General features: G+C 63.3%; 11 protein-coding genes. 8 read left to right on the top strand and 3 right to left on the bottom strand.

Annotation, left to right across the window (positions count from 1 at the left end; translation table 11 throughout):
- Nucleotides 1-221: 221 nt before the first annotated feature.
- Nucleotides 222-1,328, top strand: coding sequence for a glycoside hydrolase family 25 protein (locus MESS4_RS11975; protein ID WP_036241115.1), 1,107 nt, complete (start codon nucleotides 222-224; stop codon nucleotides 1,326-1,328).
- 118 nt (nucleotides 1,329-1,446) lie between these two features.
- On the opposite strand, the gene MESS4_RS11970 is transcribed toward MESS4_RS11975, so the two are convergent.
- Nucleotides 1,447-2,289 (bottom strand): AraC family transcriptional regulator, encoded by an 843-nt coding sequence (locus MESS4_RS11970; RefSeq protein ID WP_081609699.1) that lies wholly within the window; start codon nucleotides 2,287-2,289, stop codon nucleotides 1,447-1,449.
- Nucleotides 2,290-2,535: 246 nt separating this feature from the next.
- Here MESS4_RS11970 and MESS4_RS11965 point away from each other — a divergent pair, with 246 nt between their 5' ends.
- The 6 genes from MESS4_RS11965 (at nucleotide 2,536) to MESS4_RS11940 (ending at nucleotide 11,522) form a co-directional block, all read left to right on the top strand.
- Complete coding sequence (locus MESS4_RS11965; RefSeq protein ID WP_006330472.1) at nucleotides 2,536-4,002, top strand: alpha-glucosidase/alpha-galactosidase; 1,467 nt, start codon at nucleotides 2,536-2,538, stop codon at nucleotides 4,000-4,002.
- Nucleotides 4,003-4,112: 110 nt separating this feature from the next.
- Nucleotides 4,113-6,197 (top strand): ABC transporter substrate-binding protein, encoded by a 2,085-nt coding sequence (locus MESS4_RS11960; protein ID WP_006330471.1) that lies wholly within the window; start codon nucleotides 4,113-4,115, stop codon nucleotides 6,195-6,197.
- Nucleotides 6,198-6,309: 112 nt separating this feature from the next.
- The gene (locus MESS4_RS11955) at nucleotides 6,310-7,317 is read left to right on the top strand and encodes an ABC transporter permease (RefSeq protein ID WP_006330470.1); all 1,008 of its coding nucleotides are present in this window, start codon (nucleotides 6,310-6,312) and stop codon (nucleotides 7,315-7,317) included.
- Nucleotides 7,318-8,454: an ABC transporter permease gene (locus tag MESS4_RS11950; protein ID WP_006330469.1), complete on the top strand. Its 1,137-nt coding sequence runs from the start codon at nucleotides 7,318-7,320 to the stop codon at nucleotides 8,452-8,454.
- Between the two features lie 10 nt (nucleotides 8,455-8,464).
- A complete protein-coding gene (locus MESS4_RS11945) occupies nucleotides 8,465-10,132 on the top strand; it encodes an ABC transporter ATP-binding protein (protein WP_006330468.1) in 1,668 nt (555 codons plus the stop codon).
- A 19-nt stretch (nucleotides 10,133-10,151) separates the two neighbouring features.
- A complete protein-coding gene (locus MESS4_RS11940; RefSeq protein WP_006330467.1) occupies nucleotides 10,152-11,522 on the top strand; it encodes an alpha-glucosidase/alpha-galactosidase in 1,371 nt (456 codons plus the stop codon).
- Nucleotides 11,523-11,546: 24 nt separating this feature from the next.
- Here MESS4_RS11940 and purD read toward each other — a convergent pair whose 3' ends face one another.
- Nucleotides 11,547-12,827 carry a phosphoribosylamine--glycine ligase gene (gene purD / locus MESS4_RS11935; protein WP_006330466.1) on the bottom strand — a complete coding sequence of 427 codons (1,281 nt, stop codon included), beginning with the start codon at nucleotides 12,825-12,827 and terminating at the stop codon, nucleotides 11,547-11,549.
- 148 nt (nucleotides 12,828-12,975) lie between these two features.
- Nucleotides 12,976-13,773 (bottom strand): phytanoyl-CoA dioxygenase family protein, encoded by a 798-nt coding sequence (locus MESS4_RS11930; RefSeq protein ID WP_006330462.1) that lies wholly within the window; start codon nucleotides 13,771-13,773, stop codon nucleotides 12,976-12,978.
- 190 nt (nucleotides 13,774-13,963) lie between these two features.
- On the opposite strand from MESS4_RS11930, the gene ubiA reads away from it, so the two are divergent.
- Nucleotides 13,964-14,947, top strand: coding sequence for a 4-hydroxybenzoate octaprenyltransferase (gene ubiA / locus MESS4_RS11925; RefSeq protein ID WP_006330452.1), 984 nt, complete (start codon nucleotides 13,964-13,966; stop codon nucleotides 14,945-14,947).
- Nucleotides 14,948-14,974: the final 27 nt, after the last annotated feature.

Below are 14,974 nucleotides of genomic sequence, written 5' to 3'. Positions count from 1 at the left end.
GGGGGGAGATCAGATATCATGCCCGCTTTCGCCAACCATGGATTCCAGGGTCTCCGCTCCGCTTCGCGTTCGCTCCGCCCCAGGACGTCAATCGAACCGCAAAAGTATTTCCTTAACCATGGCGGTTCAGGATCGGCCTTTGGTCAGCAAGGATCCGCTGTTTGAAATCGCCGGCGCACCCTCCTCCTCTCCGCTTGGCGCTTCTCGCCATCACGGCTGCGATGGCGCTGACGCCGGCGGCAAAGGCCTCGGATTTTTCCGAGCCGTGGAAGGATGCCGACCGGGCGCTGGTCATCGACGCCTACGAGTACAATCCCATCGACTGGGGCCAGCTTGCCACCGACAAGCGGATCGTCGGCTTCATCAACAAGGCGTCCGACGGGATGCCGCCACCCTATTTCTGTTTCGGCGCCGAGACCGAGGCGCGGCTCTGCAAGACGCTGTGGAAGCGCTACGCGGTGGCGCGCGAGTTGTTCCAGACGCGCAAGGTGGTGGCCAAGGCGCTCGGCCTGAAATGGGGCGCGTATCACCTCGCCCGCCCCGGCAACCCGATCGGGCAGGCCAACAACTTCATCGATTTCGCGCAACCCGAGCCTGACGACCTCCTTGCCCTCGACATCGAGGACGACGATCCCACGCAATGGATGTCGCTCGAGGATGCCGAGGAATTCGTGCGCCAGGTGCATCGGCGGATCGGCCGCTTTCCGGTGCTCTACACCAACGGCAGCACCGCCGGGCACATTGCCGACAACAGGTACAAGTACCGGCTCCTGTCGCGGCTGCCGCTCTGGTATGCGCGCTACAAGCCTGACATCGGCGTGCACTTTCCGATGGGCAACTGGCAAGGCTACGCGCTCTGGCAATTTTCGGCGAAAGCAAATTGCGGCCGCTTCCGCTGCCCGTACCGGGTCGCCGGCACGCCCACCGACATCGACGTCAACGTCGCGCCGGTGGATGCCGCGACACTGCGCGCGCAATGGCCCTTTGGCGGCCTGATCGACATGCAGCCGGATTACCTGGCCTCGATACCGCTACCGCTTTCGCGCGAAGCCGCGCTCGCGGGCAATGTCACCATCACCTACGCCACCGTGGCGACGCCACCGACTTTCGACGAGATGGTTTCCGTGTTCAGCGCGCGTTGGGCCAAATTCCGCGACGGCTTTCAGATGCCAGCGGTGACGGCGGCGCCGCGCCTGCCGCGCGGAATTGCCGAATATGTGGCCTGGATACGGAAGGAAAAGCGCACCGCATCAGCCTTTGAGGCCGCGCCTGCCACAAGCGATACGGTCAGCACCGCCTCGACCGAGTCCGATCGTGGCCTGCGCTGAAAGCGCGTCGCATTTGAACGGAACCATGCGACGCGCTTTCAGCTCTTGTTTTTGTGCATGTCGTTATCGCAAAACCGCTACACACTTTTGCGCGACATGCATCAAAGCGCCCACCTGATCAGCGGCGGCTCCCCATGCTGGCGTACATGCCGGTGGTGCGGAACTGGCTGGGCGTAATGCCGTAGCAGCGGCGAAAGACCTTCGAAAAATAATTCGCGTCCTCGAAGCCGCACATGATGGCGACTTCCTTCACCGGCAGGAAATCCGCCTTTGTCAGCAGCTTCGCCGCGCGTTGCAACCGCTGCTGCAACACGAACTCGGCCGGCGGGATGCCTTCGCTGTCGGCGAAACAGCGCGAGAAATGCGCGCGGCTGAGTCCACTGATCTGGACGAGGTCCGCCACCGGCAAGGCCTTGTCGAGATTGGCGTTGATGTGGTCGATGACCGGCTGCATGGCGCTTTGTTTTTCGGCAAAGGCATGTGAGCCGAAAACATCGTCATAGAGGGCCATCGCCGCCTCATAGGCGACGGCGGAAGCAGCACCCGGCGAAGCGGCCCCCTTGATCAGACGCAGGCTGCAATCGGCAAGATGATCGATCGTCGCCGGCTGCAGCCGAAACACGGGGCCCGAGACGCCAAGGATCGATTTGTGGATGCGCAGCGCCTCCTCGCCGTTCATCGAGATCCAGAAATATTCCCAGCGGTCGCCCTTCTCAAGCCAGTAGCGATGGTTGTGCGGCACCAGCACCAGCAGCGTATCGTTCTTCTGCAGGCGGTAGTTGCGGTTCTCGTAGCGCAACTGGCCGGTTCCGCTGATCGTGTGCTGCAGCACGGTGAACGGTGTCTGGCCGCGCCTTCGTCCATCCCAATCGTAGTTCTCGTCCTCGCGCACTTCGTAGCCCGTGCTTGTCGGCATGGCGTGCAGGCGCTGGCGGCCGCGCGGTAGCGAGATCGTCCGCATCGACTGTCCGTTGGCGATCAGATCTTGCAGCACAAAATTACCCCTGAAAGCACAATCCTTCTCTGTTCGCGCTTGCGAATAAGCGCATAATCCCTCCCCAGAGAACGCGAAAGACCCGCGGTCGAGGAGCGGGCGGGGAGGAGAAGAAGCCGGATTCCGGCTTAAATGGCACCTGCGCCATGGCGCATGGCCATATCCTCCCTTGTTGCTCCTTGCCTAGCATTCGATTGGATCGAGGTGAAGGTGATGAGCTTCAAAATCGCTATTATCGGCGCCGGCAGCGTCGGATTCACCAAGAAGCTGTTCACCGACATTCTGTGCGTGCCGGAGTTTAGGGATATCGAATTCGCGCTGACCGACGTCAGCGAGCATAATTTGCAGATGATCAAGGCGATCCTCGACAGGATCGTCGAGGCGAACAAATTGCCGACAAAAGTGACGGCGACCACCGACCGCCGCAAGGCGCTCGAAGGCGCGCGCTACATCATCAGCTGTGTCAGGGTCGGCGGCCTCGAAGCCTATGCCGACGACATCCGCATTCCGCTGAAATACGGCATCGATCAATGCGTCGGCGACACGATCTGCGCCGGCGGCATTCTCTATGGCCAGCGCAACATTCCGGTGATCCTGGATTTCTGCAGGGACATAAAAGAGGTTGCCGAAACGAACGCGAAATTCCTCAACTATGCCAACCCGATGGCGATGAACACCTGGGCGGCGATCGAGTATGGCAAGGTCGACACGGTCGGGCTTTGCCATGGCGTCCAGCATGGCGCGGAACAGATCGCCGAGGTGCTGGGAGCAAAATCGCCAAGGGAACTCGACTATGTCTGTTCCGGCATCAACCACCAGACCTGGTTCATCGATCTGCGCCTCAACGGCCACCCGATCGGCAAGGACGAACTGGTTGCCGCCTTCGAGGCGCACCCAGTCTATTCCAGGCAGGAAAAGCTGCGCATCGACGTGCTGAAGCGCTTCGGCGTCTATTCGACCGAAAGCAATGGCCACCTTTCCGAGTACCTGCCCTGGTACCGCAAGCGGCCGGACGAGATCACGCGCTGGATCGACATGTCCGACTGGATCCATGGCGAGACGGGCGGCTATCTCCGCTATTCGACCGAGACCCGCAACTGGTTCGAGACGGAATATCCGCAATTCCTCGAAGCGGCATCGAAGCCGATCGACGCGTCCAAGCGCTCCAACGAGCATGCGAGCCACATATTGGAAGCGCTTGAAACCAACCGCGTCTATCGCGGCCACTTCAACGTCAGGAACAATGGGGTGATCACCAATCTGCCGCAGGACGCCATCATCGAGTCGCCCGGCTTCGTCGATCGTTTCGGCATCAACATGACCGCCGGCATCACGCTGCCGGAAGCCTGTGCCGCCACCTGCATGGCGTCGATCAATGTCCAGCGCATGTCCGTGCATGCCGCGATATCAGGCGATATCGATCTCTTGAAGCTCGCCGTGCTGCATGACCCGCTGGTCGGCGCGGTTTCGACGCCGGAAGAGGTCTGGCAGATGGTGGATGAGATGGTCGTCGCCCAGGCCGACTGGCTGCCGCAATATGCCCATGCGGTTCCGGCCGCCACGGAGCGGCTTTCGAAATCTGGGGTGAAGACCCGCGAATGGGCAGGCGCGGCACGGCGCAATGTTCGCTCGATCGAGGAATTGCGCGCCGAGAAGGCCGCGCTGAAGCAGGCCGGCTGAGACTTCAGACGCGGGACGATCCACGGAAGGTAGGCTCGCCGCGATGCACCGTCCTGCTTCGAGGAGAAGCGGAGCAGCAGCAAAGACTTCGAAACATCTGGGAGGAGACCATGAGGAATTTACGCAGCATCGGCATTGTCGCGGGACTGGCGCTGGGCGTTTCCGTCCCGGCACTCAACGCATTCGCCTCGGAGCCAACGGTTCCACCGGCGCCGGCGCAGTTTCCGGCCGAGGGCAAGATCAGCTACGTGCCGCGCGACTCCATCCTGGAGTTCAAGGCGCTGCCGCAATATCACGAGCCGGACTGGGTCACCCAGAAATACGTCAAGACCGGCAAGCTGCCACCGGTGAAGGACAGGCTGCCGAAGGAGCCGCTGGTCTTCAAGACAGGCAATATGCCAGACGGCGTCGGCGTCTATGGCGATACGATGCGCCATGTCATTGGCGGCCGGCCGGAAGGCTGGAACTACGGCGCCGGCCAGACCCAGGGCTGGGGCGGTATCGATATCGGCCTTTCCGAATGCCTGACGCGCACCGCGCCGCTGTTCCAGGTCGAGGCGAAGGACACCGAACCGCTGCCGAACCTGGCCAAGAGCTGGGACTGGTCGAGCGATGGCCACAAGCTGACCATGCATCTGATCGAAGGCGCAAAATGGTCGGACGGCGCACCCTTCAACGCCGACGACGTCATGTTCTACTGGGACGACGAGGTCGTCGACCCGAACGTCTCGCCGCTGAACGGCGCGACGCAGGAGACCTTCGGTGTCGGCACGACGCTGAAGAAGATCGACGACTACACCGTCGAATGGACCTTCAAGGACGCATTTCCCAAGCAATACCTCTACGCTATGGCCTATGGCACTTTCTGCCCCGGCCCGGCACATATTTTGAAGCCACAGCATCCGAAATATTCGAAGAACACCTACGACCAGTTCAAGAACGCCTTCCCGCCGGAATATATGAACATGCCGGTCATGGGCGCCTGGGTGCCGGTCGAATACCGGTCGGACGACATCATCGTCATGCGCCGCAATCCCTACTACTGGAAGGTCGACGAAAAGGGCAACCAACTGCCCTACCTCAACGAACTGCAATACAAGCTGTCGACCTGGGCCGACCGCGACGTCCAGGCAGTGGCAGGCTCGGGCGACTTCTCCAACCTGGAACAGCCGGAAAACTTTGTCGCCTCGCTGAAGCGCGCGGCGGAGGCGAATGCGCCGGCCAGGCTTGCTTTCGGCCCACGCCTCATCGGCTACAATCTGCGCTTGAACTTTTCCGCTAATGGCTGGGGCAACCCCGACGAACGCGGCCAGGCGATCCGCGAGCTGAACCGCAACGAGGACTTCCGCAAGGGGGTTACCATGGCGCTCGACCGCAAGGCGCTCGGCGACTCGCTGGTCAAGGGGCCGTTCACCGCGATCTATCCCGGCGGCTTCTCCTCGGGCACCAGCTTCTATGACCGCAATTCGACCGTCTACTATCCCTTCGACCTCGAGGGCGCCAAGGCCGAACTCGCCAAGGCCGGCCTCAAGGACACGGACGGCGACGGCTTCGTGAACTTCCCGGCCGGCACCGCCGGCGGCAAGAATGTCGAGATCGTGATGCTGGTCAACAACGACTACACCACCGACAAGAGCCTCGCCGAAGGTGTCGTCGCCCAGATGGAGAAGCTGGGGCTGCGGGTCGTGCTGAACGGGCTCAACGGCACCCAGCGCGATGCCTCGCAATATTCCGGCCGCTTCGACTGGCTGATCCGGCGCAACGACCAGGAGCTGACCTCCGTCGTGCAGAACACCGAGCAGCTTGCTCCCGTCGGTCCCAAGACCAGTTGGAACCACCGCGCGCCGGAAAGCGGCGAAGTTGATCTGATGCCGTTCGAGAAGGACCTCGTCGACATCGTCAACAAGTTCGTCTCGTCCGAGGACAATGACGAGCGCGCCAGCCTGATGAGAGAGTTCCAGAAGATTTCGACCGAGCATGTCTACAATGTCGGCCTGACGGAATATCCCGGCGCGCTGATCATCAACAAGCGTTTCTCGAACATTCCGCAGGGCACGCCGATCTTCATGTTCAACTGGGCCGAGGATTCGATCGTCCGCGAACGGGTGTTTGTCGCGGCCGACAAGCAGGCCAAATACGAGCTGTTCCCCGAAGAGCTTCCGGGCAAGCCCGGAGACAAGGGCCCGATGGACTAGGTTTACCTCCCCTGACTGAGAACTCCGGCCGCGCCAGCTGGCGCGGCCGGACAAGGCCAACCCCCGTACGCTCAAAGGGAGCGACCGGCGAGACAAGGAAGCGGACCGTCCGATGCTGCGATTCCTGCTCACGCGCATAGCGTCGGCGATCCCGGTCCTCGCCATTTTGAGCCTGGTCACCTTCGCCATCATCCAGGCGCCGCCGGGCGACTACGCCGACTACATCCGCTCGCAGCTGATCAATCAGGGCGGGGCCTCATTCGCCGAGGCCGACGCCCAGGCCAAGGCCTATCGGATCGAACATGGTCTCGATAAGCCGCTGCCCGTCCAATATCTCAACTGGATCGGCGGCATCGTCACCCGCGGCGATTTCGGCTACAGTCTCTACTACAACAAGCCGGTGGCCGATGTGGTGGGAGAGCGCCTGCCGCGCACGCTGCTCTTGGCGCTGGTGTGCCATCTGCTGGCCTCGGTGCTGGGCATCACCTTCGGCATATGGGCGGCGACCCGGCAATATTCCTGGATCGACTCGACGCTGTCGGCCATTTCCTTCCTCGGCATGACGGTGCCGCGCTTCCTGATGGCGCTGATCATCGTCTACCTGCTGGTCTTCCAGTTCAACGTCTCGGAGATCGGCAGCTTCTTCTCGCCGCAATATGGCGGCGCGCCGTGGTCGTGGGCCAAGTTCGTCGACCTGGTCAAGCATGTCTGGCCGGTGGTGGCGATCGCGACCTTCGGCGGGCTCGCCTACAACATGCGCGTCATGCGCGGCAATCTGCTCGACACGCTGAACGCGCAATATGTCGAAACGGCAAGGGCCAAGGGCCTGACCGGCAGCGCCGTCGTCATGCGCCACGCCGTGCCCAACGCGCTGCACCCGCTCGTCATGTATCAGGGCGTGGTGCTGCCCTACATGCTCACCGGCGAGATCGAGACGGCGATCATCTTTGCGCTGCCGACCGTCGGCCCGGCCATCGTCGGCTCGATGGCGGTCGGCGACGTCTATGTCACCGCGACCTTCATGATGGTGCTGTCGGCGACGCTGATCGTCGGCAACATCATCGCCGACATGCTGCTCGTGCTGCTCGATCCGCGCGTGCGCCAGTTCGGGGAGAGGTAGATGCTGGCCCGCGACACATCGCTGCCGCCGCTGCCGGCCGAGGGAGCCGCGAGCAAGCCCGCGCGCGGCAATGAAAGCTACATAGCGCTTGTCTGGCGCCGGCTGAAACGTTCGTGGACCGGCATGGCCGGGCTTTGGCTGGTCGTGCTGCTGCTGGTCATGGCGGTGTTCGCCGAGTTCCTGGCGCCGATGGACCCGAAGGCGACGGATGTCGGCTTCGCGCCGCCGCAGATGCCTGTTTTCCACGACAAGGACGGCAATTTCGTCGCACGGCCGAGGGTCTACGCGCTGGCCGATTCCGCCGATCTCGATCCGGTCACCTTCCAGCCCATTGTCGACCCCGACTATGACAATCCACGGCTGCTTGGATTCTTCGTCGAGGGAGCGCCCTACAGGCTGTTCGGGCTCATTCCGGCGAACCGGCATTTGTTCGGCTCGCTGGACGGCCAGCCGGTGCATTTCCTCGGCACCGACAAGTTCGGCCGCGACGTGCTGTCGCGCGCCATCCAGGGCTCGCGCGTCTCGCTGATCATCGCGCTGACGGTTGTCTTCATCATCACCATCATCGGCACCACGGTCGGCATGGTCTCCGGCTATTTCGGCGGCAGGTTCGATGTCTGGATGCAGCGCTTCGTCGAACTGGTGCTCGCCTTCCCGCAACTGCCGCTCTATCTGGCGCTGACGACGCTGATCCCGGTCACCGCTCCGACCAACGTCTTCCTCGCCTTCGTCATCATCGTCATGTCGGCGCTGGGCTGGGCGCAGATGTCGCGCGAAGTACGCGGCAAGACGCTGGCGCTGGCGCAGATCGAGTATGTGCGGGCCGCCATGGCGGTCGGCGCCACCGACCGGCGCATCATCATGCAGCACATCTTCCCCAATGTGATGAGCCATGTCATCGTCGCCGTGACGCTGGCGATCCCGACGGTGGTGCTGCTGGAATCCTTCCTCGGTTTCCTCGGCTTCGCCGTCAAGCCGCCGCTGATCTCGTGGGGCCTCATGCTGCAGGACACCGCGACCTACTCGGTCATCGGCACCTATCCCTGGATCCTGTCACCGGTCGGTTTCGTGCTCGTCACCGTCTTCGCCTTCAACGCGCTTGGCGACGGCCTGCGCGATGCCGTCGATCCGTATTGAGGTGGCAGAGATGACCGTCGCGCTCACTGAGCCCTTCGCACCAACCGTCCGGCACGACCATGACGGACGCCAGGATCAGCCCGTCATCGACGCTCGCAATATCGAGGTCGCGTTCAAGGTCGAGCACGGCATCGTCGAAGCGGTCAAGGACGTCTCGTTCCAGCTCTATCGCGGCGAGACGATCGCCATCGTCGGCGAGTCCGGTTCCGGCAAGTCGGTAACGGCGCGCACCGTCATGGGGCTGCTTTCCCGGCGAGCCACGGTGTCGCCCAAATCGAGCGTCTGTTATGACGGGCAAGATATCCTGAAGTTCCCCGAGAGCGCGCGGCGCAAGCTGCGCGGCAACCGCATCTCGATGATCTTCCAGGAGCCGATGAGTTCGCTCAACCCGATCTACACGGTCGGCAGCCAGATCGTCGAAGCGATCAGGGTGCACCGCAAGGTGAGCCGCGGGGAGGCCTGGGCGCGAGCGCTCGAACTTTTGCAGCATGTCCAGATTCCCGACCCCGCCGCGCGGCTCAAGCAATATCCGCACCAGCTCTCGGGCGGGCAGCGCCAGCGGGTGATGATCGCCATGGCGTTGGCCAACGATCCCGACGTTCTGATCGCCGACGAGCCGACGACGGCGCTCGACGTCACTGTCCAGGCGCAGATCCTGAACCTGATCCGCGCCCTTCAGAGAGAGCTGCGCATGGCGGTGATCCTGATCACCCACGACCTCACCGTGGTGCGCCAGTTCTCCGACTATGTCTATGTCATGCAGTACGGCGAAATGTGCGAGCACAACGTCACGGAACGCCTGTTCGCCGATCCGCGGCATCCCTATACGAGGCGGCTGCTTGCTTCCGAGCCGCGCGGGCGGCCGAAACCGCTGCCGGAGGGCTGCGGCACCATTCTCGAGGCGAGCGGCGTGCGCGTCTGCTTCATGCTGCGCCATGGCAGCTTCCTGAAACCGGACTGGCGCGAGTTGGTCGCCGTCGACGATCTCGACCTCAGCCTGCGCCGCCATGAGACGCTGGGACTGGTCGGCGAATCCGGCTCGGGCAAAACCACCTTCGGCCAGACCCTGCTGCGGTTGACCGACGCCAAACGCGGCGAGATCCGCTTCGACGGCAAGCCGATCCACGACCTGTCGCGGGCCGAGATGCGGCCGCTGCGTTCGCGCATGCAGATCGTCTTCCAGGATCCGTTCTCCTCGCTCAATCCGCGCATGACGATCGGGCAGATCATCGAGGAAGGGCTGATCGTCAACAGCATAGGGTCGACGCGGCGCGAACGCATCGAACGGGTCGCAGAGGCGCTGGTCAGCGCCGGCATGCCCGGCGATATACTGTCGCGATTTCCGCACGAATTCTCCGGCGGCCAGCGGCAACGCATCGCGATCGCCCGCGCCATCGCGCTCGAACCCGAATTCATCCTGCTCGACGAGCCGACATCGGCGCTGGACCTCTCCGTCCAGGCGCAGATCATCGACCTTTTGCGCAAGCTGCAGGACGAGCGCGGCCTGAGCTACCTTTTCATCTCGCACGACCTCAAGGTGGTGCGCGCGCTGTGCCACCGCGTCATCGTCATGCAGAACGGCAAGATCGTCGAGCAGGGTCCCGTCGACGACGTCCTGTCCAATCCCAAGACCGCCTACACCGAACGGCTCGTCAGGGCCGCATTCGACGTGGCCTGAAAATATCCCGGAGGTTAGCGTGGCAAGAAATCCCAAGATCACTTTCATCGGCGCCGGCTCGACGGTGTTCATGAAGAACATCGTCGGCGACGTGCTGCAGCGGCCGTCGCTGGCGGGCGCGACGATCGCGCTGATGGATCTCAATCCGCAGCGGCTGGAAGAGAGCGCCGTCGTCGTCAACAAGCTGATCGCGACGCTCGGGGTGAAAGCCAAGGCCGAAACCTATTCCGACCAGCGCAAGGCGCTGGCGGGCGCCGATTTCGTCGTCGTCGCCTTCCAGATCGGCGGCTACGAGCCGTGCACCGTCACCGACTTCGAAGTGCCGAAGAAATACGGCCTGCGCCAGACGATCGCCGACACGCTCGGTGTCGGCGGCATCATGCGCGCCTTAAGGACCGTGCCGCATCTGTGGAAGGTCTGCGAGGACATGCTCGCCGTCTGCCCGCAGGCGATCATGCTGCAATATGTCAACCCGATGGCGATCAACACCTGGGCGATATCAGAGAAATACCCTGACATCAAACAGGTCGGCCTCTGCCATTCGGTGCAAGGCACGGCAATGGAACTGGCGCACGATCTCGACCTTCCCTACGAGGAGATCCGCTATCGCTCGGCCGGCATCAACCACATGGCCTTCTACCTCAGTTTCGAGCACCGCCAGCCGGACGGTTCCTACCGCGACCTCTATCCCGACCTCGTGCGCGCCTATCGTGAAGGCCGTGCGCCCAAGCCCGGCTGGAACCCGCGCTGCCCCAACAAGGTGCGCTACGAGATGCTGATGCGCCTGGGCTTCTTCGTCACCGAAAGCTCGGAGCATTTCGCCGAATACACGCCCTACTTCATCAAGGACGGTCGCCCCGACCTGATCGAGAAGTTCGGCATCCCGCTCGACGAATATCCGAAGCGCTGCATCGAGCAGATAGAGCGCTGGAAGGGACAGGCGGAGGCCTACCGCTCGGCGGACCGGATCGAGGTCGAAGAGTCGAAGGAATATGCCTCCTCGATCATGAATTCGGTGTGGACCGGCGAGCCCTCGGTGATCTACGGCAACGTCCGCAACAATGGCTGCATCACCTCGCTGCCTCAGGACTGCGCGGCCGAGGTGCCGTGCCTCGTCGACGCCTCGGGCATCCAGCCGACCTATATCGGCGACCTGCCGCCGCAATTGACGGCGCTGATCCGCACCAACATCAATGTGCAGGAACTGACGGTCCGGGCGCTGATGACGGAAAATCGCGAGCATATCTACCATGCGGCGATGATGGATCCGCACACCGCGGCCGAACTCGACCTCGACCAGATTTGGTCGCTGGTCGATGATCTGCTCGCCGCTCACGGCGAATGGCTGCCGGCATGGGCAAGAACGCGCCGGAAGAACGAGGCTGCCTGATCCTCGCGAGCGGCTGGGATCGGGTCAGGCGCCGGCCTGCTCGCGCGCCACGGCCTGCCAGCCGATGTCGCGGCGGCAGAAGCCTTGCGGCCAATCGATGCGGTCAAGGGCGGCATAGGCCTTTTTCTGCGCTTCGCCGACCGTCCGGCCGAGCGCCGTGACGTTGAGCACGCGACCGCCATTGGCAACCAGCGCGCCGCTGTTGATGGCGGTGCCGGCATGGAAGATCTCGACGCCGTCGCCAGCCGCCTCTTCAAGGCCGCGAATGACCGAGCCCTTTTCCGGCGTTCCGGGATAGCCCCTCGCCGCCATCACCACGGTGAGGGCTGCCTCGTCGCGCCAGCGCACCGAGGTATGCGCAAGCTGGCCATCGACGGAAGCGTTGAGCAGCACCAGGAGATCGTCCTTCAGCCGCATCATCAGCACCTGGCATTCCGGGTCGCCGAAGCGGGTGTTGTATTCGATCAGCTGCGGCCCCTTGTCAGTGATAATCAGCCCGGCAAACAGCACGCCGGAAAACGGCGCGCCTGTTTCAGCCATGCCGCGCATGGTCGGCTCGACGATCTCGCGCATGGTGCGGTCGATCATGACCTGAGTCATCACCGGGGCTGGCGAATAGGCGCCCATGCCGCCGGTGTTCGGGCCGGTGTCGCCGTCGCCGACACGCTTGTGATCCTGCGCGGTGCCGAACGGCAGCGCGGTGACGCCGTCGCACAGGCAGAAGAAACTCGCCTCCTCGCCGACGAGAAACTCCTCGACCACCACCTCCGCGCCGGCCTGCCCGAAGGAGCCGTCGAAACAGGCATCGAGTGCGGCCAGCGCTTCGGGCAGCGTCATGGCGACGGTGACGCCCTTGCCGGCGGCCAGCCCGTCGGCCTTGATCACGATCGGCGCGCCCATGTTCTGGACATGGACCCTTGCCGACGCTAGATCGCCGAAGCGGCCATAGGCGGCCGTCGGGATATCGTATTTGGCGCAAAGGTCCTTAGTGAACCCCTTGGAGCCTTCCAGCCTTGCAGCCGCCCTGGACGGGCCAAAGACCCGGATGCCCGCGGCGCGCAGGTCGTCGGCAATGCCGGCAACCAGCGGCCCTTCCGGGCCGACGACGACGAGATCGATCTTTTTCTCCGCACAGAAGGCGGCGACCGCGGCATGATCGGCAATGTCGAGCTTGACCAGCTCGGCGTCGCGGCCGATGCCCGGATTGCCGGGCGCCGCGTAAAGCTTGGTCAGCACTGGCGAGGCCGCGATCTTCCAGGCCAGGGCATGTTCGCGGCCGCCGGAGCCGATCAACAAAACGCGCATGCCACATCCCTTGCCAGTTCACGACCTTGCCAGTTCATAACAGCGACTGCGCTATTGCGCCTCGCACGACGGGTCAAGACATTTGGGCAGCTTGAGCGCAATTGCACACGGGAACGTCAGATATCAATTCCCGGTGAGCGCCCCGCGATCAGCTCTGGAAGACGACCGGGAACCAATCCTCGCGCAGTTTTTGTCCGGGCTTCATGTCGTGGCCTGGGTAAGGAGGAGAGGTGCGGCCGGGCCGCTCGACATAGCGCGCATCGTCGCCGACCCAGCGCAGCGACAGCGCGCGGCGCCGTGCCGAAGTCATGTTGCCGCGGGCGCCATGCGCGGTCCTGAAGTCGAACAGGATGGCGTCGCCCGGTTCCATTTCCCATTCGAGAACCTTCATGCCGGGATCCTTGTCGGGATCGGGCACCGGCAGATAATCGCCCTCGGCGGCGTAGAAATTGCTGTCGTCGAGCCAACGCACCGGCAAGATCATCCTGTCCCATTTGTGCGAGCCGGCGATCACGCGCAACGTGGCTTCCTTGACCGGATCGATCGGGATCCAGAAGCTGACCGTTTGCCGCCCGTCGACAAAGTAATAGGGGATGTCCTGATGCCATGGCGTCGGCTTCTGCGTGCCGGGCTCCTTGACCAGAACGTGATCGTGAAAGAATTGCGCGGTGCGCGATTGCATCACGGCCGCCGCCAACTCGGCCGCGGGTGATTCCCGCACCACTTCGACGAATTCGGGAATGCGCTCCCAGTTGCAATAGTCGTCGAAGAAACTGCCGCGGCCATTGGCGATATCGGATGCGGTGGCGCTGCGGTTCTGGATGTTGCGCTCGATGCCGGCGGCAATCGTGTCGACCCAATCCCTGAAAGCGCCGCGGATGCAGACGGCGCCATCGCGCTGGTATTCTTCTATGGTTTCGGCGTCGATCTGATGCTGGGAAGCCATCGGGTACTCCTGTCGGGATGGCCAACTATCGCAGCCGCTGAGCGACAGGTAAACATCCATCAGTGGTCGTCGAATGCGGCGGCTGGCGCTCATCTCGAAAGGATGAGGCGGCTTCCGCCAACGATGTTTCACATCATGCCCATTCGGCTAGACGCTTGACGGCCTTCGCCGCTACTGCCACTTCAGCATCATGGAAACCGTCCAGTCGAAAGCAGCCCAGGGCCGCGTCGCCGATGCGCCGAGCGGCCACTGGGCCTATCGGGTGCTGCCGCGCTGGCTGTGGCCCTATGCGCAGCTTGCAAGGTGGGACCGGCCGATCGGCTGGCAGTTGCTGCTGTGGCCGTGCTGGTGGTCGGCGGCCCTTGCGGCAAGCGCCTATCCCCGCCCCTCGGACCCGCTGCCGACGCTGCTGCCGGCGCCATGGTATCTTCTTTTGTTCCTGATCGGCGCCATCGCCATGCGCGGCGCCGGCTGCACCTACAACGACCTGGTCGACGAGGACATCGACAACCAGGTGGAACGCACGCGTTCGCGGCCCCTGCCGGCGGGAAAGGTCACGCGCCGGCAGGCCTGGGCGTTTCTCATCATTCAGGCGTTGCTGGGTCTGGCGGTGCTTTTGCAGTTCAACGACTTCGCCATCCCGCTCGGCATCGTCTCGCTCGTCATCGTCGCCATCTACCCATTCATGAAGCGATTCACCAACTGGCCGCAACTGGTTCTCGGCCTTGCCTTTTCCTGGGGCGCGCTGATGGGATGGGCGGTCGAGTTCGGCGATCTCGATGGCCCGGCCGTCATGCTCTATATCGGCTCGATCCTGTGGGTGATCGGCTACGACACGATCTACGCGCATCAGGACAAGGAGGACGACGCCATCGTCGGCGTGCGCTCGACCGCGCGGCTGTTCGGCGACAACACCAGGGCCTGGCTCGTCGGGCTTTATGGCGGTGCGCTGGTCTGCTTCGCCATCGCCTTCGCCTCGGCGCAGGCGCCGGTGCCGGCGCTGGCCGGGCTGATCGCCGCCGGCGCCCATATGGCGCGGCAGATCGCAAGGCTGGACATCAACGAGCCGGACCAGTGCCTCAAGCTGTTCCAGTCGAACAACCAGGTCGGCTGGCTGGTCTTTCTCGGCCTGATCGGCGGCGCGGTATGGGTGGCGCTGAAGCCGCTGTTGTAGGCCCCTGTTGCCTTCTCCCCTTGTGGG

The organism is Mesorhizobium sp. STM 4661 (genome assembly GCF_000359125.1).
Lineage (GTDB): Bacteria > Pseudomonadota > Alphaproteobacteria > Rhizobiales > Rhizobiaceae > Mesorhizobium.
This window is presented reverse-complemented; position numbering and strand designations above follow the sequence as displayed.

Coding starts and splice junctions, on each gene's coding strand:
- MESS4_RS11975 (WP_036241115.1), top strand. CDS start 222: ATGGCGCTGACGCCGGCGGCAAAGGCCTCGGATTTTTCCGAGCCGTGG.
- MESS4_RS11970 (WP_081609699.1), bottom strand. CDS start 2,289: ATGCGGACGATCTCGCTACCGCGCGGCCGCCAGCGCCTGCACGCCATG.
- MESS4_RS11965 (WP_006330472.1), top strand. CDS start 2,536: ATGAGCTTCAAAATCGCTATTATCGGCGCCGGCAGCGTCGGATTCACC.
- MESS4_RS11960 (WP_006330471.1), top strand. CDS start 4,113: ATGAGGAATTTACGCAGCATCGGCATTGTCGCGGGACTGGCGCTGGGC.
- MESS4_RS11955 (WP_006330470.1), top strand. CDS start 6,310: ATGCTGCGATTCCTGCTCACGCGCATAGCGTCGGCGATCCCGGTCCTC.
- MESS4_RS11950 (WP_006330469.1), top strand. CDS start 7,318: ATGCTGGCCCGCGACACATCGCTGCCGCCGCTGCCGGCCGAGGGAGCC.
- MESS4_RS11945 (WP_006330468.1), top strand. CDS start 8,465: ATGACCGTCGCGCTCACTGAGCCCTTCGCACCAACCGTCCGGCACGAC.
- purD (WP_006330466.1), bottom strand. CDS start 12,827: ATGCGCGTTTTGTTGATCGGCTCCGGCGGCCGCGAACATGCCCTGGCC.
- MESS4_RS11930 (WP_006330462.1), bottom strand. CDS start 13,773: ATGGCTTCCCAGCATCAGATCGACGCCGAAACCATAGAAGAATACCAG.
- ubiA (WP_006330452.1), top strand. CDS start 13,964: ATGGAAACCGTCCAGTCGAAAGCAGCCCAGGGCCGCGTCGCCGATGCG.